General features: G+C 44.3%; 21 protein-coding genes. 9 read left to right on the top strand and 12 right to left on the bottom strand.

Annotation, left to right across the window (positions count from 1 at the left end; genetic code table 11):
- Positions 1 to 212: 212 nt before the first annotated feature.
- Positions 213 to 1,067 carry an AraC family transcriptional regulator gene (locus tag AC4MRV_RS16000; protein ID WP_491188323.1) on the top strand — a complete coding sequence of 285 codons (855 nt, stop codon included), beginning with the start codon at positions 213 to 215 and terminating at the stop codon, positions 1,065 to 1,067.
- Between the two features lie 66 nt (positions 1,068 to 1,133).
- Here the strand turns inward: AC4MRV_RS16000 and AC4MRV_RS15995 are convergent, their stop codons facing one another.
- The 3 genes from AC4MRV_RS15995 to AC4MRV_RS15985 form a co-directional block, all read right to left on the bottom strand.
- Positions 1,134 to 3,005, bottom strand: coding sequence for a methyl-accepting chemotaxis protein (locus AC4MRV_RS15995; protein WP_491188322.1), 1,872 nt, complete (start codon positions 3,003 to 3,005; stop codon positions 1,134 to 1,136).
- Between the two features lie 201 nt (positions 3,006 to 3,206).
- Positions 3,207 to 4,277 carry an AI-2E family transporter gene (locus AC4MRV_RS15990; protein WP_491188321.1) on the bottom strand — a complete coding sequence of 357 codons (1,071 nt, stop codon included), beginning with the start codon at positions 4,275 to 4,277 and terminating at the stop codon, positions 3,207 to 3,209.
- Positions 4,278 to 4,511 carry a sulfurtransferase TusA family protein gene (locus tag AC4MRV_RS15985; RefSeq protein ID WP_491188320.1) on the bottom strand — a complete coding sequence of 78 codons (234 nt, stop codon included), beginning with the start codon at positions 4,509 to 4,511 and terminating at the stop codon, positions 4,278 to 4,280. It lies immediately after the preceding gene.
- Positions 4,512 to 4,747: 236 nt separating this feature from the next.
- Between AC4MRV_RS15985 and bepA the strand changes: the two genes are divergently transcribed.
- The 4 genes from bepA to AC4MRV_RS15965 are packed head-to-tail and all read left to right on the top strand — an operon-like array spanning position 4,748 to position 7,557.
- The gene (gene bepA, locus AC4MRV_RS15980) at positions 4,748 to 6,199 is read left to right on the top strand and encodes a beta-barrel assembly-enhancing protease (protein ID WP_491188319.1); all 1,452 of its coding nucleotides are present in this window, start codon (positions 4,748 to 4,750) and stop codon (positions 6,197 to 6,199) included.
- A 16-nt stretch (positions 6,200 to 6,215) separates the two neighbouring features.
- Complete coding sequence (arsC, locus tag AC4MRV_RS15975) at positions 6,216 to 6,560, top strand: arsenate reductase (glutaredoxin) (protein ID WP_491188318.1); 345 nt, start codon at positions 6,216 to 6,218, stop codon at positions 6,558 to 6,560.
- Positions 6,557 to 7,126, top strand: a complete 570-nt coding sequence (gene wrbA, locus AC4MRV_RS15970) for an NAD(P)H:quinone oxidoreductase (RefSeq protein ID WP_491188317.1) — start codon at positions 6,557 to 6,559, stop codon at positions 7,124 to 7,126. The genes arsC and wrbA overlap by 4 nt, the downstream gene beginning before the upstream one ends.
- A gap of 2 nt (positions 7,127 to 7,128) precedes the next feature.
- Positions 7,129 to 7,557 carry a DUF2069 domain-containing protein gene (locus AC4MRV_RS15965; protein ID WP_491188316.1) on the top strand — a complete coding sequence of 143 codons (429 nt, stop codon included), beginning with the start codon at positions 7,129 to 7,131 and terminating at the stop codon, positions 7,555 to 7,557.
- A gap of 59 nt (positions 7,558 to 7,616) precedes the next feature.
- On the opposite strand, the gene AC4MRV_RS15960 is transcribed toward AC4MRV_RS15965, so the two are convergent.
- Positions 7,617 to 8,882: a DUF2066 domain-containing protein gene (locus AC4MRV_RS15960; RefSeq protein ID WP_491188315.1), complete on the bottom strand. Its 1,266-nt coding sequence runs from the start codon at positions 8,880 to 8,882 to the stop codon at positions 7,617 to 7,619.
- A 256-nt stretch (positions 8,883 to 9,138) separates the two neighbouring features.
- Between AC4MRV_RS15960 and AC4MRV_RS15955 the strand changes: the two genes are divergently transcribed.
- A complete protein-coding gene (locus AC4MRV_RS15955; RefSeq protein WP_491188314.1) occupies positions 9,139 to 10,383 on the top strand; it encodes a uracil-xanthine permease family protein in 1,245 nt (414 codons plus the stop codon).
- 80 nt (positions 10,384 to 10,463) lie between these two features.
- Here AC4MRV_RS15955 and ybaK read toward each other — a convergent pair whose 3' ends face one another.
- The 8 genes from ybaK to hemA form a co-directional block, all read right to left on the bottom strand.
- Entirely contained in the window at positions 10,464 to 10,940 is a 477-nt protein-coding gene (gene ybaK, locus AC4MRV_RS15950) for a Cys-tRNA(Pro) deacylase (protein WP_491188313.1), read from the bottom strand.
- Positions 10,941 to 11,041: 101 nt separating this feature from the next.
- Positions 11,042 to 12,703 (bottom strand): bifunctional UDP-sugar hydrolase/5'-nucleotidase UshA, encoded by a 1,662-nt coding sequence (gene ushA / locus AC4MRV_RS15945; RefSeq protein WP_491188312.1) that lies wholly within the window; start codon positions 12,701 to 12,703, stop codon positions 11,042 to 11,044.
- A 452-nt stretch (positions 12,704 to 13,155) separates the two neighbouring features.
- Entirely contained in the window at positions 13,156 to 14,007 is an 852-nt protein-coding gene (kdsA, locus tag AC4MRV_RS15940; RefSeq protein WP_491188311.1) for a 3-deoxy-8-phosphooctulonate synthase, read from the bottom strand.
- A gap of 45 nt (positions 14,008 to 14,052) precedes the next feature.
- Positions 14,053 to 14,862 carry a SirB1 family protein gene (locus AC4MRV_RS15935; RefSeq protein ID WP_491188310.1) on the bottom strand — a complete coding sequence of 270 codons (810 nt, stop codon included), beginning with the start codon at positions 14,860 to 14,862 and terminating at the stop codon, positions 14,053 to 14,055.
- Positions 14,863 to 14,879: 17 nt separating this feature from the next.
- Entirely contained in the window at positions 14,880 to 15,263 is a 384-nt protein-coding gene (locus tag AC4MRV_RS15930) for a SirB2 family protein (protein WP_491188309.1), read from the bottom strand.
- A 12-nt stretch (positions 15,264 to 15,275) separates the two neighbouring features.
- Positions 15,276 to 16,136 carry a peptide chain release factor N(5)-glutamine methyltransferase gene (gene prmC / locus AC4MRV_RS15925; protein WP_491188308.1) on the bottom strand — a complete coding sequence of 287 codons (861 nt, stop codon included), beginning with the start codon at positions 16,134 to 16,136 and terminating at the stop codon, positions 15,276 to 15,278.
- Positions 16,137 to 16,139: 3 nt separating this feature from the next.
- Entirely contained in the window at positions 16,140 to 17,228 is a 1,089-nt protein-coding gene (prfA, locus tag AC4MRV_RS15920) for a peptide chain release factor 1 (protein ID WP_491188307.1), read from the bottom strand.
- A gap of 46 nt (positions 17,229 to 17,274) precedes the next feature.
- The gene (gene hemA, locus AC4MRV_RS15915) at positions 17,275 to 18,528 is read right to left on the bottom strand and encodes a glutamyl-tRNA reductase (RefSeq protein WP_491188306.1); all 1,254 of its coding nucleotides are present in this window, start codon (positions 18,526 to 18,528) and stop codon (positions 17,275 to 17,277) included.
- Positions 18,529 to 18,688: 160 nt separating this feature from the next.
- Between hemA and lolB the strand changes: the two genes are divergently transcribed.
- From lolB to prs, 3 genes are all read left to right on the top strand, one after another.
- Entirely contained in the window at positions 18,689 to 19,303 is a 615-nt protein-coding gene (gene lolB / locus AC4MRV_RS15910; RefSeq protein WP_491188305.1) for a lipoprotein insertase outer membrane protein LolB, read from the top strand.
- Positions 19,303 to 20,175, top strand: a complete 873-nt coding sequence (gene ispE / locus AC4MRV_RS15905) for a 4-(cytidine 5'-diphospho)-2-C-methyl-D-erythritol kinase (protein WP_491188304.1) — start codon at positions 19,303 to 19,305, stop codon at positions 20,173 to 20,175. Before lolB ends, ispE begins: the two co-directional genes overlap by 1 nt.
- Before the next feature lie 29 nt (positions 20,176 to 20,204).
- Positions 20,205 to 20,509, top strand: a 305-nt coding sequence (prs, locus tag AC4MRV_RS15900) for a ribose-phosphate diphosphokinase (protein ID WP_491188303.1), incomplete at its 3' end; no start/stop codon positions are given.

Below are 20,509 nucleotides of genomic sequence, written 5' to 3'. Positions count from 1 at the left end.
CATTTGATGATCTCAAAGCTGTTCTCTCAATGTCCTTTCTTTTTGATATGATAATCATTATCATTACCAAATAGACGATAATACGAAGTTTTAGAGCTCTTTACTTCTGAATTTGTGCTTTCTTCTTTCCAAATTTAAACAGTATTGAGAGTACTAGGGTGAAGTGTTTTATTCGAAAACAAACAAGTTATTGATATACAAACGACTTTTATATGGAAATAACAAATAAGACCATTAACAATGCCATTGAGTACATTTTCAACAACCTAACCAGTGACCTAGGAGTAGAAGAAGTTGCAAGTCATTGCAATTTATCAAAATTTCACTTTAGTCGATTATTTAAAAAGTCTACTGGCGAAAGCATTTACTCGTTAATAAAGCGTTTGAAAATGGAAGACAGTGCCATTGTGCTAGGCACTAATACCAACAATAGTATTACCAATATTGGCTTGGGCTACGGATACAGTTCATCCAACTACAGCTCAGCATTTACTAAGCACCTTGGGATCTCGCCAGCAAAGTTTAGAAAACTCAAGAAAGATAAGAAATTTGACTTGGTAAGTCATTTCGACGGAACCAAAATCATATACCAAGAGTTTGAATACTATAATAAAAACACTGTGATTCGAGAGCTAAAAGATATACGAGTACTCTACCGACGCTACATTGGTGACTATGGCGATCTTGTTCATCATTGGCCAAAGTTCATCGACGAGCATAAGAGTCTTATCCAAGATGATTCACAGTTAATTGATGTGTGTTACAGCGACCCGAATATCACAGACAAAAGTCGGTGTGTTTATGATATTTGTATAAAAATAGGTAGTGATACTGTTTTACCGCCACATATAACCACAGACACCCGTACCATCAGAGGCGGGAAATTTGCCTCTTATACTGCGAGAGGCAACCCAAGTGATATTGCACATGACTATAAAGGCGTTTTTAATGTTTGGTTACCTAACAGTGGCTACAGCTTAGATAATAGAATTAGGTTTGATTCATATAGAGTAGTCAATCCCGAAGATCAATATTTCGAAGTTGATATTAACCTCCCGATTCAATAGGAAAATAAGTCATTCTGAACATAAAAAAACGCCAGCGATATCGCTGGCGTTTTCGATTGAACCATCTTAAACGATGAACTTGTTTAGGATGTCGTCTTGCTCTCGAACATTCTCAGTTTGAACTTGCATCGCGATGTTGGCATTTTCTGCCGCGTCCGCAACTTGAGTAGACAGATCTTTGATTTTCACTGTATTGGCATTGATCTCTTCAGCAACAAGGCTCTGCTCTTCTGCCGCTGATGCGATCTGCATATTCATGTCCGTAATACGTTGAATTGCATCACGAATACGTTGCAATGCACCATCTGCTGCTTGAGCTTTATCCACTGCATCTACCGCAGTGTTCTTACTTTCATTCATCGCTGCTGATACAGAGCTTGCACCTGCTTGCAGTTGCTCAATCATACTACGAATCTCAGTGGTTGATTCTTGAGTACGTTGCGCCAGTGTACGAACTTCATCTGCAACAACAGCAAAACCTCGACCAGACTCCCCTGCACGCGCTGCTTCAATAGCCGCATTCAGAGCAAGTAGGTTAGTTTGATCTGCAATATCATTGATTACTTTCAAGATGGTTTCAATGTTAGCGGTAGCAGATTCCAACCCTTGAACTTCTTCAACAGCTTGGTCAATACGTGCAGACAAGGTATCAATTGACGCAGTCGTCTCACTCACGACCGATGAACCGTCTTGCGTTGCTTCATCCGCTTCACGAGCCGCTCCTGCAGCACCCTGGGCATTGTTAGCAACTTCAGTCGCAGTTACCGCCATTTCGTTCATAGCCGTTGCTAGCTGCTCAAGTTCTTGTAACTGGCTGCGCATTGCTTCCGCTGATTCATGGGAGCCCTGCACTGTCATTTCTGTACCGCGCAAGATTTCACCACCAATCGCTTTAGACTGTTGGATCTGCTTTTGAAGCGTTTCTGTGAAAGTGTTAAAACCTTCCGCTAGCTGCGCAAACTCTTTATCTGTATTGGTATCTAGACGCTTAGTCAAATCACCTTGTCCAGACGCAACATCTTGAATAGCTGCGTTCAACACATCCAATGGACGCATGAGCACTCGAATCAGGAAGGTAAGAATAAGTACACTCAGAATCACACCAATAACACCATAAACAATGGAACTGCTGCGCATGTGGTCAATGGCAGCAAATGCGATGTCTTCATCAACAATAGCGCCGATGTACCAATTCTCAGAAGGAACTTTAGTAAAGTGGACTAGGTAGTTTACGCCATCTTGTTCAAAGCGTTGATTACCCTCTTTGACTTGAGCTTGTGGCAAATATGATGAAAGGTTCTCACCATTATTTTTTGCGTCCGGGTGCGCGATCGTTGTGCCATCTGCCGTCACAATAAATAGGTAACCGGCATCCAATAAGTTCACACTGTTGACGAGGTCCGCCAGGCCGCCTAACTCAAGATCGTAGAACATGCCTGCCATAAAGCGACCATTTTCTTTAACCGGCGTGCCGATAGAGATAATCACTTTCTTCGATGATACGTCAACGTAAGGGTCAGTCACGACGAGTTGGCCTTTTGACTTAGCGTCAATAAACCAAGGACGTACACGCGGGTCGTAGTCCGGCCCTGCCTCCCAACCATCATCATTTTCGATCACGAAACCATTACTTTCATAACCAAAACCAACGGCAAGGAAACTGCCCTTCAGATTTGGCTTTTCAAGAATGTTCTTTACCTGAGATTGGTTATTTGGATCCAGTTCGATGACTTCTGTGGTGGATCTCGCCAAAGACTTTTTGCTTTCCATCTCAGACACAACAGTGTTTTTCACACCATTAACCATCTCATTTAAGCTAGTATCGACGAGCGCCTCTACTTCTTCTTTTACTGTACTCAGCTGCTGAATAGACAGCAATGCAACAGTAACTAGCAGCAATCCAGACGAAGCCGCAACGATCTTCTGGCTAAATTTCATATCTTCCCTCAATTGTCAGTAATTATTATATTTGTTGTAATCTTCTTGTTATCGCCCTGACTAACGTTTACTTAAGAAATTTCTTACAATTTTTTACGTGTGTAAATGTAATTTTACGAGAAGATTGCGAAAACCGACAAAAAAAAGCTCCGAACTTTTAGTTCGGAGCTTTTTTAATGAAATAATTGATAGTTGCTTCACCTAGCTGTTGGGTAGAATCTCATCATCATGGCTAGGAAGTGCGTTCCATACTGCTTTCACCAACGTAGCAAGCGGAATCGCGAAGAATACGCCCCAGAATCCCCAAAGCCCACCAAACACAAGAACAGCAACTATGATTGCAACCGGATGCAAATTAACGGCTTCCGAAAACAGAACCGGAACCAATACATTACCATCTAGGGCTTGAATGATACCGTAGGCAATCAGTAACCAATAGAATTGAGGTGTCAGCCCCCATTGAAACAGACCAACCATAGCAACAGGTACTGTGACTGCTGCTGCGCCGATATATGGAATCAACACTGAAAGACCAACAGCCACAGCAAGCAGTACCGAATAGCGCAAGTCTAGGATTGCGAATGTCACATAACTCACACCACCCACAATTAGGATCTCCATCACCTTACCGCGAATATAGTTAGAAATTTGCTCATTCATTTCATGCCATACTTTGTTCGCTAGACGACGGTTACGAGGTAAAACCCCACTCGCCATTTCAATCATTTCTTGTTTGTCTTTCAACAAAAAGAACACCAGCAACGGCACCAAAATCAGATAAACCGCTAATGTAGCCAAACTCACTAATGATGCGAGCGAGCCTTTCAGTACCGTTTCCCCCATACCAATCGCTTGGTTCTTCGCATTGGTAACAAGTGACTCCACTATCTGGAAGTTTTCTAGCTCCGGATAACGGTGCGGTAACTCTGCAATAAAGCTTTGAAGCCCGAGGTACATGGTAGGGATATCATTTATTAGGTTGCCGACTTGCTGCCAGATAGTTGGTACCAAACCAAAGACTGCCACTAGCATTAGGCTACTGAATCCCAAGATAACCAAAACGACAGCTAATGTTCGAGGGACACCTAAGCGCGATAATTGAGAGACTGGCCATTCCAAGAGATAAGCAAGCACAATCGCGACAAGCAGTGGGGCAATTAAGTTGCCAAAGAAATAGATCGTAATAAAACCGAACAGGAGAATTGCAACCAGACTCACCGCATGCGGATCGGAAAAACGTCGCTTATACCAGCGGCTTACCATTTCAAACATTCAACAAATTTCCTTAGGTCTGTTTACGTGCATACGAAAGTGGTCATCCATTTCTTCAATCGAAAGGTCAAATGCTTGCTTATGAAGAAAGTTTTGAATATCACTCATAGAGCTATGTTCGCGAATTAAAATGCAGCATTCCTCACCAATCTTTAGTTGATTAGTGTGACGCTTAGCAAGTAACAGCGCCAATGGACAACGCTGTTGGCGTAAATCCAAAATATTAGGTTCCATTCTTTCGCTCGATGCTTATCATGGGGGTATTGTATAGTGTTTTTTTAAACGCGTCAGTGTTAAAAAGTTAAGGCGAATGATCTTTCACACGCCGTTGACTTTTCCACCCTGTTGGCAACTTTAAGATATGGAATATCTTAAGAAACCATCTTAACGATGAATTGTCAAAGAGTGTACCTGCCGGGCTATAACTCTCAAATCTGGCAATGTTATCAATGGAGTATCATCTGAAATCTATGTTTAAACGCACGCGTTCAATGGTTTGTCTGTGTGTCGCAGCAGCAATAAGCGCCCCTTCTGTTAGCGCAAACACACTAGAGTTGCCCGACATCGGCACGACAGCAAGTAGTACTCTAACCATCGATCAGGAACTTATTTATGGCGATGCATACATGCGCATGCTTCGCTCTAGTCAGCCGATCGTTAATGACCCCGTTTTAAACGAATACATTAGTAGTTTAGGTCACCGTTTGGTTGCCAACGCGGATGATGTAAAAACACCATTCACCTTCTTCATGATCCGCGACAGAAACATCAATGCGTTTGCATTTTTTGGTGGCTATGTCGCGCTTCACTCAGGGCTGTTTCTACATGCACAAAGTGAGAGTGAACTCGCTTCTGTAGTCGCGCACGAAATTGCTCACGTGACTCAGCGTCACCTTGCCCGCAGCATGGAAGATCAAGCGCGCCGATCTCCTGCAACATTAGCAGCCCTTGCTGGCTCTTTGTTGCTCGCAATTGCTTCTCCGCAAGCTGGTATGGCGGCCATTACTGCCACTACAGCTGGAAGTATGCAAAGTGGCATTAACTACACTCGTAGCAACGAAAAGGAAGCCGACCGTTTTGGCATTGCAACTCTTGCTAAAGCTGGATTTGAACCCAAAGCGATGCCGCGCTTTTTTGGTCGATTGGCTGATGAATATCGCTATGCGAGTAAGCCGCCTCCTATGCTGCTCACTCACCCTCTTCCTGAAGACCGCATTACAGACAGCCGTGCTAGGGCGCAAAACTACCCTGCACCACGAGTTCAACCATCTCTTGAGTACAACCTCGCTCGAGCAAGAATTGTCGCTCGTTATGCTGGCATTCAAGCCAAAGCGGCTCATGATTGGTTTGACCGCACAGAGAAAAAAGCGTCGCCAAACATTAAAGCTGCATTTCAGTATGGTCGTGCTCTTGTTCACCTAGACAATAAAGAGTTAGAACAAGCCGATCAAATCTTACAAGAGTTGATTAAAAACGATCGTAACAACCACTTCTATCTTGATGCAATGTCCGACCTTTACATTGCGCAAAACAAACCGGAGCTCGCGAAATCAATGCTCGAGAAGGCAATGGCCGCAACGCCGAACAACGCCGTCATTACTATTAACTACGCGAATGTCCTGATCAAACAAGAGAAGAATGAAGATGCCATTCGAGTGCTTCAGCGCTACACCCACGAATACCCGAACGATGTCAACGGTTGGCACCTGTTATCAGAAGCCAATATTCATTTAGGTCACAGTGATGAAGATCTGGCTGCGCGTGCGGAAATTTTGGCTCTCAAAGCGAACTGGAATAAAGCCATACAGTATTACACTCAAGCGAGCCAACTCGCAGAGTTAGGAAGCTTAAAGCAAGCAAGATATGATGCTCGAATTGACCAGTTAATGGTTCAGCGAGAACGTTTCTTAGCATTACAATAACAACAGGAGTTAACCTATGTCAGTCGTGATTATCCATAACCCACGCTGTTCTAAAAGTCGCCAAACCCTTGCTCTATTGGAAGAAAAAGGAATTGAGCCTCAAGTTGTAAAATACCTAGACACCCCACTTAGTGTGGAAGAACTAAAGACACTTTATGCTCAATTAGGTGTCGATAATGTTCGCGCAATGATGCGTACAAAAGAAGATGTCTACAAGGAACTCAGCCTATCGCAAGCTGACGACGAAGCGTTATTTAAAGCGATGGCCGAGAATCCAAAACTTATTGAACGACCGATCGTAGTAAACAACGGTCAAGCACGTCATGGCCGCCCGCCAGAGCAAGTGCTTGAGATCTTATGACCTGTCAGATCATTGTCCTTTACTACAGTCGCCATGGCTCAACACGAGCTGTGGCGAGGCAGATAGCTCGTGGTATTGAAACCGTTGAAGGCTGTGAAGCTCTACTCCGTACGGTAGAAGAGATAGACGGTAACAATACCCCACAAGATCCCGTGATTACCCTAGATGAATTAAAAACATGCGGTGGCCTAGCAATGGGTAGCCCAGTTTGGTTTGGAAATATGGCTGCCCCACTAAAACACTTTTGGGATAAAACCACCGCCATTTGGATATCAGGGGATCTGATCGATAAACCAGCTTGTCTTTTTAGTTCTTCTTCAAGTCTACATGGTGGGCAAGAAACAACCATACAAAGCATGATGCTGCCACTTCTTCATCATGGCATGATGATTTTGGGTATTCCTTATTCAGAGCCTAAGCTTCACACGACCACCAGCGGTGGAACGCCCTATGGTGCAACGACCGTGAGCTCTGCTAACACTAAGCTCAGCTTGGATGAAATAGAACTTGCTCAAAATCTAGGTAAGCGCCTAGCAGCAACCGCACTCAAAATGAAGGAATCATAAAGATGGATGAGATGCAGCCTCAAACTAAACTGTTTCGTCTGCTCGCACTGTTTGGCAATCTTGCTCTGCTCGTATGGATAGCCTTGTGGCAACTAAGCTTATCGCCCCACCCTCATATTAGCAGTACGACACTTGCAATCGCTTGGGCGATCCCTTTGCTACTACCACTACCTGGTATCTTAGCGGGTAAGCCATACACTCATGCCTGGGCAAATTTCATTTTGATGTTCTATTTTTTGCATGGCTTGACCATTCTATATATTGACGGGGGTGAGCGTTGGTTAGCGGCAGTTGAACTGTTACTCGCAACAACTGCATTCTTCGGCAATATCCTTTACGCCAGAGCGCGAGGTAAAGAGCTCGGCTTAAAACTTCAACGCCTATCTAAAGTAGAAAAAGAAGAAAAAGCGCGCTTTGAATCTAAGCCTTAATATGGTGAATTGATATAAAAAGGGCTGCCAATTGGCAGCCCTTTTTCGTGAAATTCAAATTAGCCTTCAACATTAGTCGATTCTGAAGCTTCTGCATCACCTTGCCCTGTTGTAGGCTCTTCAATTTGAGTCTCTTCAACTGGAGCGACATAAACATAGGGCTTACCCTGCCACTCAAACAGTAGAATAGTTTCTGCTGGATTGACTTCTGGTAATGTTTCAATAGAGATAGGCTCTATAACGGCAACTTCTTGTGTAGAGTCCGCCAGATCCGCTGAGGTTTCGGAGACAAGCTCTTCGATTGTTGGTTCAGGCTGAATAACAGGCTGCTCAACCACGCTTTCTAGTTGAGTCACGGGAGCAACTCGTCGAACTTCTTGTTCAAACTCTGCTTGTGAGGAGAGCAAATGAACATTGAACGTCACCTCGTTGCCTTGAATTTTAACAATATCAAGTGAAGCAACTGAGCTCAGTTTCTTTAGTTTATTCTCTAGCGTGAAAAAACCAACGGCATCATTCAGTTCTGTAAAACGAACTTTGATAGTTTCAGACGATTCACTAGCCACAACTACTGCGCTTTTTTTCGCATAGTAATCGCTTATCTGATTGACCATCTTACTCGCAGCATCTGCACCACTATTGGACCCAGAAATTGGGGCTTGACGTGTCACTCCCACTGTCTCTGGCTTTTGATCATACAAAGTCCAGCGCAGCCCGTTAGCCTGAGCTTTAACCACCAGCACTGCGTCGACAGGATAGCGCTGACTTGCTTGACCAACAGGCAAAGCAAAACCACCCCAAAGATCTGAAACTGATAAACCAGTAATGTCGTCAAAATCACCAACTGGAACTGTTAATGGTAAGCCTCGTACCTCGGCTTCTCGTTTCATCTGAGCCAACACTGCGGAGTCCGCATGTTCCCAGACAATATTACGATCAGCTTGCCCTTCTTCAACTAACCAAACAAGTAAGTTTGCGCGAGCTGCAGGCCAAACAGGTAACTGAGCTTGGCTAAGCAATAAACGAATATGAGGAGCACTAAAACCCATTCTTAACGTTTGATTGCCTTCTTGCTGACCATAACTAATTTGCGTCAGGTACTGCCCATTTTGCTTTAGTGCCTTTTGTACAACCTGGTTAGATACGGCATTACGATCGCCAGAAGCTCGAACAATCACTTCTTTCATGCCTTCGACTCTTGCTTTAGCGTCGGCATTATCTATCGTTTGGTCTAGAGCTACTTCTGAACGGTACAAATCAACATTGGTTAATGCCATAGCAGGTAGTCCTACTAAACCTAATGCCAATAAAGCTAAATGGCGCATACTCTTCCTAGGATTCAGTTTTCACGTTAAACGTCGATGATAAGCAACTATTGATAATGGAGCAACTAAAGGACTATTGAAACCGATCGAGATCGCCCACTTTTCCTGCTATGCATTTTTGCCACCTATAGATAAAAACCCAATTATTTGATCCAGTTCAGATTGCAATCGTTTGGCTTGGTGATAAAATCCCGCGAATTTTATTTTTGTAGAGTATTTACTACTTACACTCACCGCCACCTAAAGGAATAACAATATGAAAAATGCCATCCAAGGTGCTCAAATGCTATTTGTAGCTTTTGGCGCCCTCGTTCTAGTGCCATTGTTAACTGGTCTAGATCCAAGCGTCGCTTTATTCGGCGCCGGTGTTGGTACCCTTTTATTCCAATTTGTTACTCGCCGCACTGTCCCAATTTTCCTAGCCTCTTCTTTTGCATTTATCGCACCTATTCTTTACGGCGTGCAAACTTGGGGTATCCCTGCGACCATGGGTGGCTTAATGGCTGCAGGCTTTGTCTATGTGGCAATGGGCGCGCTCATCAAAGTTCGCGGCGTTGAAATCATTCATAAGTTGCTTCCACCAGTCGTAGTTGGCCCGGTGATTATGGTGATCGGGCTTGGTTTAGCACCTGTAGCAGTCAACATGGCACTCGGAAAAGTAGATGGTGCTCAAGTGATTGATGCCGATGCATCTCTGGTAATTTCTGCCGCATCACTGCTTACTACCATTGTTCTTAGCGTATTTGCTAAAGGCTTCCTAAAACTAACACCAATTTTAGGTGGTATAGTTGTTGGTTACTGCTTAAGTCTCGGCTATGGCATTGTTGACTTTACCCCAGTCAAAGAGGCTGCTTGGTTTGCCCTACCAAATTTCACTATGCCTGAGTTTAATATTAATGCGATTCTATTCATGATCCCAGTAGCGATAGCGCCTGCCGTTGAACACGTGGGTGATATGCTTGCTATCTCGAATGTAACAGGCAAAAACTATCTCAAGAAACCGGGCTTACATCGTACAATTACAGGTGACGGTGTGGCGACTATCGCGGCATCAATGGTTGGTGCTCCACCGAATACTACCTACTCAGAAGTCACTGGGGCGGTAATGTTAACCAAAGCGTTCAACCCTGTAATTATGACTTGGGCGGCGGTAACAGCAATTGTACTTGCGCTTGTTGGGAAGCTTGGTGCAGTTCTACAAACTATTCCTATGCCTGTCATGGGCGGCATCATGATCCTACTGTTTGGTTCCATCGCTACGGTTGGTTTGAACACATTAATTAAGAATCATGTCGACCTACACAAATCACGCAATCTAGTCATTGTGGCGATTACGCTAGTATTTGGAATAGGTGGTATGGCATTTGGTATTGGTGAGTTCAGCCTACAAGGTGTCAGCCTATGTGGTATTGTGGCAATCATACTCAACCTTGTCTTACCAAAAGACTTAGGTGAAAACCACGTAGTAGATAATGCTCAAATAGAAGAAGAAGCGAAATAGTCAGGTTCGCGCTTTTTATTGAGGGCTGGTGTTGCAACACCAGCCTTTTTTGTTTGCATAATTAGCGATGGCTATTGTTATCAGTCAATGCACAACTCGTAGAACTGGCCGCGAGTCAGCATCGCTAAATCCGCTGGCGCCAGCTCAATCTCTAATCCCCGTTTACCGGCACTAACACAAACGGTCTCTAGCGCTTCCGCACTTTTGTGAATAAAAGTGGGTAATGCCTTCTTCTGTCCAAGTGGACTAATTCCACCCACCACATAACCCGTCGTCTTCTGCGCGATGTCAGGGTTGGCCATCTCTGCCTTTTTCGCCTTAGCGGCTTTTGCGGCTTGCTTAAGGTTAAGCTTGTGGTCAACAGGAATAATCGCAACGGCTAGATTTTTCGGCTCACCATTTAGACTAAATAGTAGCGTCTTAAATACTTTCGCCGGATCTTGGCCGAGCACTTCGGCAGCCTCTAACCCATAGCTTTCAGCGCGTGGGTCATGTTCATATTGGTGGATAGTGTGGGTGATTTTTTTCTTTTTAGCGAGATTGATAGCAGGAGTCATGCTCCCTCCTGATTGCACAACAAATAAAGGTAATAGAAACAAAAAGCGCCACTCCGAAGAGTAGCGCCTTAGCTTAATGAGATTTATAAGTTTGAGTCAACTTACTTGTAAACCATTTCACCAGATGGTGCGTATTTGTTTACGTCTACTGGGCTGTTAGCTTCTAGGTACTCTTTTAGTACTTCAGCGTCTACGAAACCAGTGTTAACGTGACCAGGGTGGCCAGTCAGTTTAGGGTAACCGTCACCACCAGCTGCGTTGTAGCTAGGTACTGTGAAGCGGTACGTTTCGTCTAGACGAAGCTGCTTACCACCGATGAACACGTTAGATACTTCACCGTTTGCTACTGTCATAGAGATACCCGCAAACTGAGCGTATGCACCAGAATCAACAGGCTTAGTCGCTACTACATTTAGGTAATCTAGAACTTCTTGGCCAGACATGTCTGTGTAAGTCAGGATGTTTGCAAATGGTTGTACTGTTAGTACATCTTTGTATGTTACGTCGCCCGCTTCGATAGAGTCACGTACACCACCAGAGTTCATTACAGCAAAGTCAGCTTTTGCACGCTCCATGTGAGCAGTTGCGATTAGGCGACCCAAGTTAGTCTGTTGGAAACGAACTACGTTACGGTCACCTTCAAGCTTGCCGTTAGTCTCAGAGATCTTAACGTTCAGCTGAGCTTGACCTTGCTCTTGGTAAGGACGTAGGAACTCAAGTAGTTCTTCGTCTTGTTTGATTTCATCTTCGATTAGAACACGTTGTTTCTTACCGTCGATCTTAACTTTCTTCTTCAGGTTCACAGGGATCAGGTCGTAGCTTACCATTTCAAGTTCGCCGTTACGGAATTCGTAATCTGCACGACCTACGTACTTACCCCACTCGTGTGCTTGAACGATGTAAGTGCCGTTTTGTACGTCAGGCTTACACTCATCAGAAGGCTTGAAGTTCTTCTTAACAACGTTTGGCGCTTCCATACAAACAGGCTCTTGAGAGTGACCACCAACGATCATATCTAGAGAACCTTCGTCTAGGTAGCGAGCTAGAGCAACATCACCAGGCGCGTTTACGCCACGGTTACCATCTTCATAGTGGCCCATGTGCGTCACTGCAAAGATAAGATCTGGTTTTTCTGTTTTCTCAAGTTCAGCGATCAGCTTCTTCGCTTCTTCTTTAGGGTCACGGAAATCAACACCACCGATAAACTCTGGGTTACCGATTTTAGCTGTATCTTCAGTTGTTAGACCGATAACAGCAATCTTAATGCCTTGCTTGTTAAACATCTCGTAAGCCTGGAACATACGCTCACCAGTCTCTTTATCGTAGATGTTTGCAGACAGCATTGGGAAGTTAGCCCAATCGATTTGCTTTTCTAGAACTTCTAGAGGGTTATCAAATTCGTGGTTACCTAGTGCCATAGCATCGTAACCAATTTTGCTCATACCTTTGAAATCAGGTTCAGCATCTTGAAGGTCTGACTCAGGCACACCCGTGTTGATGTCACCACCAGATAGTAGTAGCGAGCTACCACCTTCTGCTGCGATCTCAGCACGTAGCTGGTCAATTAGCGTCTTACGAGCAGCCATGCCGTACTCGCCATATTTGTTCTGCCAGAAGCGACCGTGATGGTCGTTAGTGTGAAGAACTGTCAGCTTATAGGTTTTATCTGCTTCCCACTCATGCTGAGGTGCTGTTGCACAACCAGCTAGAGTCGCCAGGATTGCTGCGCTAATTGCGCTTTTTACGATCAGGCCTTGCTTCATTGTCATACCTTTTGAACTTTTTTGGGGATTTCCACTGCTTTTTCATGCTGCTCTTAATGAATAGACTCGGTCGGTGAAAATGCACCGCAAGAGCAGCAAAACTTGAACTAGTTTAAATTAACAGAAATAACCTAACAGAGCGTTTTCATATTTATGTCGTATCGATCACCTAATTAAACGTTTAAATGTGTAACAAATCGCCAAACTTGCACTGCCTTTATCAAACGATCACAAGCAAACGTTTTCATGTGCTTTCGAATCGTTTGTGAAGTTGGTTAACCATTCAACAGATTATGATAACGCCAATAAAATCCTCTTCACTTTCAACGACTTATTGGTATGTTATAACGTACCAATAAAAAGCCTAATTTGCCCTCTACTCACCTATGTCAGTCTGCTTTAGGTATAAAAAAACCGGCTAAGTGCCGGCTTTCTCGATCAATAAATGAGAGTTACTTAATATCGATGTGTTCAAAACCTTTGATTAACTCATCAAGCGCTTTCATCTGAGCTAAGAACGGTTCTAGTTTATCTAGTGGTAACGCTGATGGACCATCACAACGAGCTTGGTCTGGGTTCGGGTGTGCTTCAATAAATAGACCAGCAATGCCTGTTGCTAGACCGGCTTTTGCAAGCTCTACCGTTTGCTCACGACGACCACCCGATGCGGCACCAGATGGATCACGCATTTGCAGTGAGTGTGTTACATCAAAAATGATTGGGCTGCCGTTAGACGCTTTTTTCATCACGCCAAAACCAAGCATATCAACCACTAAGTTATCGTAACCGTGGCACGAGCCACGCTCACATAGGATGATGTTTTCATTGCCACATTCGCTAAACTTATCAACGATATTACCCACTTGGCCTGGGCTCATGAACTGAGGTTTCTTCACGTTGATCACCGCGCCTGTCTTAGCCATTGCTTCAACTAGGTCTGTTTGGCGGGCTAGGAAGGCAGGGAGCTGAATAACATCAACAACATCAGCTACCGGCTGAGCTTGCGCTTCAGTGTGAACGTCAGTAATGATTTTTACGCCAAAAGTATCTTTCAGCTCTTGGAAGATTTTCATGCCTTCTTCCAGACCTGGACCACGATAAGAGTGAACAGAACTGCGGTTTGCCTTATCGAAAGAAGCTTTAAATACGTATGGGATACCAAGTTTTTCAGTTACTTTTACGTAGTGCTCACAAATTTGCATTGCAAGGTCGCGAGACTCAAGTACGTTCATACCAGCAAACAGCGTGAATGGCTTGTCGTTCGCTACTGGAATATCACCAACGTGAACAATTTTCTGTTCCATGTTCTTCTCTCTTAATTAATTTGTTTCTACTCGCAGCAAGTAGATTTAGTGTAAAACAACCTGAGTAGTACTCATGGCGTTTACTTGATTCTTTAGTAATTCAGACGCAGGATCGTCTGGACATTGATCAATAAAATATTGATAGTCAGTCAACGCAATTTGGTGGCAATCAAGCTGCTGATAGATAAAACCTCTGTCTCGAATCTCATACGGGTCGTCAGGAACGAACGTTAAAGCCAGGTCAGTACATCTTAGTGCTAAAGTATAGCGTTGCTCGCGCAAGAGAGCACTTTTCAGCAATGCTAACCACCTGCCAATCACTGTTGGGTTATCCGTTTCTTCAAGATGACTTGATTTTAACTTCGCTAATGGACCACTGTGACCAATTAACCAAGCGCCTAAGGTATGTTCAGAAACAAACTCGCCATTAAACGGGTTAATGTATTGTGCACGTTCGTCATACCAGTCAACTTTAATTAAAAATTGACTGGGAAAGGTAATCCCTTTGACTGGAAAGCCCAATTTTCGACCAAAATAGAGCAACAACGCACCTAAACTGACAGGAATACCTTTACGGCGCTCTAGAACTTTATCAATAAAGCCATTCGCAGAGTCGTAATAGGCATCTTGATCACCTTTAAAGCCCCATTCGTAGTAGAACAAGCGCACTAGCGCGTCAAAACGCTGTTTCTCATTTACTTCGTGGACTAGGTTTAGTTCTGCTTCTTGCAGTAATCGATGCAGTTCATTTTCAGCCCAATGAACATCGGTCGAAGGATCAACGGCTTTGTTTAAAGCCAAAGCGCCTTCCACCAGCTCCATTGCATCAAAGTCTTCATCAAACAACTCAAGCATTAAAGACAACCTACCTATTAGCCAAATAAAATAGGCGTTTTGGTGACTGCAATTTTACCTGCCATCGCCAACCAACCTAACGCACCAAAGAATGAGAATGTACGCAGCAGCTTATTTTTACCTAGCTTTAAGGCAAAGAAACCCAGTGCAATGTATGCCAGTACACAAGTAATTTTTTCAGTCAGCCAAGGTGCAGCCGCTGTGAAAGGAATAAAACCTGTCATCACGATTAGGTAAATACCCGAAATCAACAAAAACGTATCATTGATGTGTGGGAATACTTTAAAAAACTTTTTATCCAGCAATTTTGAGTTTGCCATCATCAATGCATAGCGTACTGACAGTAGTGTCGCACTGAGCGCAACAGTTAGAAGATGGAAGTGCTTTAATCCTTCGTACATTTTTGTTTTCTCTTATTTCTCGTTCGGCCACATACCGATTGTCACTCGGTCGTTGTTACCGTAATCCTTGAATGTTTCCACCTGGTTATAACCAAGCGACACTAATAGTTCTCTAACCGCTAAACCTTGGTCGTAACCGTGCTCAAACATTAGCCAACCATCAGCTTGTAAATACTGCCTTGCTAATGTTGAGATATGTTTAATATCAGCTAGGCCATTATCTTTCGCTACCAATGCACTCAGAGGCTCAAATCGAACATCACCTAGGGAAAGGTGCGGATCATTTTCCTCAATATACGGAGGATTGGAAACGATCAAAGCAAACTGCGTACCAGCATCAATAGGCTCAAACCAGCTTCCGGAACGGAATTCACAGTTTGATATATTGAGTTTATTAGCATTGGAAAGTGCAAGTTGGCGAGCTTCCTCTTTTAGGTCGACACCCCATACTTTCCTATCAGGTAACTCTGATGCCAAAGCAAGTGCGATCGCGCCTGTACCTGTTCCCAGATCGAGAATATCCCCTTGACTTCTCAGCGCTTTATCTAGAGCTACTTCAACTAACCGCTCAGTGTCAGGGCGAGGAATCAAAGTGCTTGGCGCAACATCGAGAGGCAAAGACCAAAACTCGCGCTCACCGATAATGTACGCAACAGGCTCACCAGTAAGACGACGATTTAAGATCGTATCAAACTGTTCTAATTGGGGTGTATCTAAGATTTTATCTGGCCATGTCAGCAGAAATGAACGCGGTTTGCCGAGGGCATGGCAAAGCAGTACCGCCGCATCAAGAGAGGGCGAATCACTGCCGCTCTCTTGAAGTCGCATGACGGCTTTCTTTAGTGTGTTTTCAACACTGTTTTCAGCCGACATCGATTAGTTGTTCTCAGCAAGTGCCGCTAGCTGATCCGCTTGGTGCTCTTGGATGACAGGATCAGTCAAACTTGCTAAGTCACCTTCCATTACTTCGTTTAGGCGGTAAATAGTCAAGTTAATGCGGTGGTCAGACACACGACCTTGTGGGTAGTTGTACGTACGGATACGGTCACTACGGTCACCAGAACCTAGTAGGTTACGACGAGTATCAGACTCTTCTGCCGCACGTTTCGCTTCTTCCGCTTGGATAATACGGGCAGCAAGAACCGCCATCGCTTTCGCTTTGTTCTTGTGCTGTGAACGCTCGTCCTGACACTCTACCACTGTACCTGTTGGCAAGTGAGTAATACGGATTGCAGAATCGGTGGTGTTAACGTGCTGACCACCCGCGCCTGAAGCACGGAAAGTATCAATTTTAAGGTCAGCCGCTTTAATTTCTGGGATTTCCGCTTCTGGGATTTCCGCCATAACAGCAACCGTACAAGCAGAGGTATGCACTCGACCTTGAGATTCAGTTGCTGGTACACGTTGAACACGGTGACCACCTGACTCAAACTTAAGTACGCCATATGCGCCATCACCAGACACTTTAGCGATCATTTCTTTGTATCCGCCATGCTCCGCTTCATTTGAAGACATCACTTCTACACGCCAGCCTTGCTTTTCAGCAAACTTACTGTACATACGGAATAAGTCACCAGCAAAAATACCTGCTTCATCACCACCCGCACCTGCGCGAATTTCAAGGAAACAGTTGCGATCATCGTTAGGATCTTTTGGAAGCAGCAAGATTTGAAGCTCATCAGTAAGACGTTCAATGGTCTCTTTGGCATCTTTAATTTCTTCAGCCGCCATTTCACGCATTTCTTCATCGTCTTCTTTCGCCATCTCTTCAGCAGCAACAAGATCCTCTTGAGCTTGTTGGTAAGCTTGGAAACACTTAGTCACTTCCTCTAGTTGAGAGTACTCTTTTGACAAGGCACGGAATTTGTCTTGGTCACCAATAATATCTGGGTCACCAAGCAGGTGTTGAACTTCTTCATAACGCTCAACCAGTGTTTCTAGCTTAGTTAGAATCGAGGCTTTCATAGTTTTATTTAACTCAGGTTCGTAATTAAAAGTCTTGAAAAAATTATCAGTCTTCAAGACCTAAACTTTGTCTAATGATAGCGAGCTTAGCTGGCTCGCCTTGCTCTGCTGCTGTTTGCAACGCTCGTGTCGGTGCATGGATCAGCTTGTTGGTGAGTTTGTTACTTAATTCCAACAACACCTTTTCAGGGTCGCCACCAGCAGCAAGAGATTGAATACTTTTATTAAGCAATTCAGCACGAATATCGTTGGCACTTTTACGATAATCCCGAATACTGTCCACTGCCTGCAATGAACGCAGCCATGACATAAAGGCAGCACTTTCTTCGCTGACAATCGCTTCAGCTTGGATTGCTTCTATCTTTCGTTGCTCAATGTTGTTGTCCACAATCGATTGCAGATCGTCCACCGTATATAAGTAGGCGTCATTCAGTTCACCAACCTGTGATTCAATATCACGAGGGACTGCAATATCAACCAACAACATTGGCTGAAAACGGCGAGCTTTCAGTGCCGTTTCAACCATCCCTTTACCGATTATCGGCAACGGACTTGCCGTAGAGCTGATCACAATATCAGCTTGCGATAGATAGTCAGGGATTTCCGGTAAACCTATAATCTTGGCGCCAAACTCCTCTGCAAGAGGTAAAGCACGTTCCTTGGTACGGTTAGCCACAATCATCTTATTACAGCCATTAGCCGATAAGTGCTTAGCAACAAGCTCTATAGTCTCACCAGCACCAACAAGCAATACCGTTGAATCTTCTAACGACTCAAAAATGTGTTTTGCTAGCGTACAAGCGGCATAAGCAACTGATACAGCATTGCCACCAATGTCAGTCTCAGTACGAACGCGTTTTGCTACTGAGAATGTTTTCTGAAACAACTTCTCCATCGCTGAGTCAACCGCTTTGCCATCGCGAGCATCGGAGTAAGCTTGTTTAACTTGGCCAAGGATTTGCGGTTCACCAAGAACTAGCGAATCTAACCCACATGAGACACGCATCAAATGGCGAATCGCCGCTTGCTCTTCATGGGTATAAATACTTGGTTTTAGGGACTCAGGGCTCACTTCATGAAACTGTGAAAGCCAATCGATGATCTTACTTTTCCCAGCCCCTTTCACATCGCAGTATATCTCGGTGCGGTTACAGGTAGAGATGATCACACTACCATTTACTACCGGGTTTTCACTGAGCTGCTTTAACGCTTCAGGTAACTTCTCCGGTCCAAAGGCAACTTTTTCACGCAGTTCTACCGAGGCCGTATTGTGATTGATACCTATAGCAAGCAAAGACATGTATCGCGAGTTCTCTGAATCAGATGTGGACAAATAAGGACGGAATTTTACTTGATGCCCCACTTTAATTAAAGGGTATTAAGGATATGTTTTCATTAGTTCGTGATTTCAGTGATATAGTGACGCCCAACGCAAGGCTTAAATTGGACAAAATACCCGCATGATGACGAAATTTCGCCCTCTTTGGATTTGTTTGCTGAGCGCTGTCGTTTTATCCGGCTGTGCCAGTATTGAAACCAGTACCACGAATGTTGAATGGCAAACCCACCAACAGCGACTCGCGGCCATCAAACAATACCAATCAAACGGCAAACTGGGCTATATTTCTCCAGAACAACGCCAATCACTTAATTTTCGCTGGCAGCACTCTCCTTCTTCGAGCCAACTGCGCCTAACGACTTTTCTTGGTCAAACGGCTCTTAATTTAAAAGTCACACCTGCCGGAGCATCTGTCGATACTTACGATGACCAAAGTTATTCATCACCCAGTGCAGAGGCGCTTATCTATCAACTCACTGGTTTAACCATCCCAGTAAAACAACTCAATGATTGGCTACTAGGAAAACCAACCGATGCCGATGGGTATCAGCTCAACGACACCAATACGTTAGCAGTACTAAACAAAACGATGAATGGCCAACAATGGCAACTTGAATACCTTAATTATCGTGATGTCCAAGTAAATGGCATCGCCTTACCTCTGCCACAGAAGCTCAAGCTAAAACAAAACGACACAACACTTAACATTGTTATATCGAAGTGGGATTTAAATTAATGATCACGGAAACAACGCATTGGCCTTCACCAGCTAAGCTCAACCTCTTTCTTTACATTACAGGTCGCCGTGACAATGGCTATCACGAGTTACAAACCCTATTTCAGTTTCTTGACCATGGGGACGACCTTACCATCACCGCAAACGACAGTGGCATCATTACCTTAACGCCAGATATTCCAGGCGTAGCTCTTGAAGATAACCTAATATGGAAAGCAGCCCGTGCACTGCAAAACGCCACAGGTTGTTCATTTGGCGCCCACATCGAATTGAATAAAGTGTTACCTATGGGCGGCGGCATTGGTGGTGGTTCTTCTAACGCAGCAACCGTGCTTGTCGCTTTAAATCATCTCTGGAAAACTGGTCTATCAGACGACCAATTGGCTGAAATCGGTCTAAAACTTGGGGCCGATGTGCCTGTATTTACTCGCGGCTTTGCAGCCTTTGCTGAAGGGGTCGGCGAAAAGCTATCCAAAGCGACACCGGATGAAAAATGGTATCTGGTTGTTAGACCAAATGTGAGCATAGCAACAGTAGACATATTCACTCATCCAAATTTAACCCGAAACACTCCAAAGCGAGAGCTGACAACGCTTCTTAATAGCGATTACGGAAACGATTGCGAAAAAATTGTTCGAATGCTGTACCAAGAGGTTGATAAGCAACTTTCTTGGCTGCTACAATACGCGCCGTCAAGATTGACGGGGACCGGATCGTGCATTTTTGCTGAATTTTCCAGCAAACAAGACGCACAAAAAGTCTTCGACAAACTTCCTGACACTGTCTCCGCATTTGTTGCGAAAGGGCGAAATATTTCACCTTTACATGAGACTTTGGCTAAGTACCGCTTAGCCCACACACAATCTATCTAAAAACTGGACGCAACCCTGAGGTTTCCACCGTGCCTGATATGAAGCTATTTGCTGGTAACGCTACACCTGAACTAGCCCAACGTATTGCTGATCGTCTATACATCTCTCTTGGTGATGCAACTGTTTCTCGTTTTTCTGACGGCGAAGTCGCTGTACAAATCAACGAAAACGTTCGTGGTAGTGATGTTTTCATCATCCAATCGACTTGTGCACCAACTAACGACAACCTAATGGAACTTGTAGTGATGATTGACGCAATGCGCCGCGCTTCAGCGGGCCGTATTACAGCAGTTATCCCTTACTTTGGTTACGCTCGCCAAGACCGTCGTGTACG

This window comes from Vibrio sp. (assembly GCF_984391705.1).
The sequence above is the reverse complement of the archived record's forward strand: the minus strand, read 5'-3'. Positions and strand labels throughout refer to the sequence as shown.

Coding starts and splice junctions, on each gene's coding strand:
- ushA (WP_491188312.1), bottom strand. CDS start 12,703: ATGAAGCAAGGCCTGATCGTAAAAAGCGCAATTAGCGCAGCAATCCTG.
- ybaK (WP_491188313.1), bottom strand. CDS start 10,940: ATGACTCCTGCTATCAATCTCGCTAAAAAGAAAAAAATCACCCACACT.
- AC4MRV_RS15930 (WP_491188309.1), bottom strand. CDS start 15,263: ATGTACGAAGGATTAAAGCACTTCCATCTTCTAACTGTTGCGCTCAGT.
- AC4MRV_RS15990 (WP_491188321.1), bottom strand. CDS start 4,277: ATGTTTGAAATGGTAAGCCGCTGGTATAAGCGACGTTTTTCCGATCCG.
- AC4MRV_RS16000 (WP_491188323.1), top strand. CDS start 213: ATGGAAATAACAAATAAGACCATTAACAATGCCATTGAGTACATTTTC.
- arsC (WP_491188318.1), top strand. CDS start 6,216: ATGTCAGTCGTGATTATCCATAACCCACGCTGTTCTAAAAGTCGCCAA.
- AC4MRV_RS15955 (WP_491188314.1), top strand. CDS start 9,139: ATGAAAAATGCCATCCAAGGTGCTCAAATGCTATTTGTAGCTTTTGGC.
- prmC (WP_491188308.1), bottom strand. CDS start 16,136: ATGTCGGCTGAAAACAGTGTTGAAAACACACTAAAGAAAGCCGTCATG.
- AC4MRV_RS15935 (WP_491188310.1), bottom strand. CDS start 14,862: ATGCTTGAGTTGTTTGATGAAGACTTTGATGCAATGGAGCTGGTGGAA.
- AC4MRV_RS15985 (WP_491188320.1), bottom strand. CDS start 4,511: ATGGAACCTAATATTTTGGATTTACGCCAACAGCGTTGTCCATTGGCG.
- bepA (WP_491188319.1), top strand. CDS start 4,748: ATGTTTAAACGCACGCGTTCAATGGTTTGTCTGTGTGTCGCAGCAGCA.
- hemA (WP_491188306.1), bottom strand. CDS start 18,528: ATGTCTTTGCTTGCTATAGGTATCAATCACAATACGGCCTCGGTAGAA.
- kdsA (WP_491188311.1), bottom strand. CDS start 14,007: ATGGAACAGAAAATTGTTCACGTTGGTGATATTCCAGTAGCGAACGAC.
- wrbA (WP_491188317.1), top strand. CDS start 6,557: ATGACCTGTCAGATCATTGTCCTTTACTACAGTCGCCATGGCTCAACA.
- prfA (WP_491188307.1), bottom strand. CDS start 17,228: ATGAAAGCCTCGATTCTAACTAAGCTAGAAACACTGGTTGAGCGTTAT.
- ispE (WP_491188304.1), top strand. CDS start 19,303: ATGATCACGGAAACAACGCATTGGCCTTCACCAGCTAAGCTCAACCTC.
- AC4MRV_RS15960 (WP_491188315.1), bottom strand. CDS start 8,882: ATGCGCCATTTAGCTTTATTGGCATTAGGTTTAGTAGGACTACCTGCT.
- lolB (WP_491188305.1), top strand. CDS start 18,689: ATGATGACGAAATTTCGCCCTCTTTGGATTTGTTTGCTGAGCGCTGTC.
- AC4MRV_RS15995 (WP_491188322.1), bottom strand. CDS start 3,005: ATGAAATTTAGCCAGAAGATCGTTGCGGCTTCGTCTGGATTGCTGCTA.
- AC4MRV_RS15965 (WP_491188316.1), top strand. CDS start 7,129: ATGGATGAGATGCAGCCTCAAACTAAACTGTTTCGTCTGCTCGCACTG.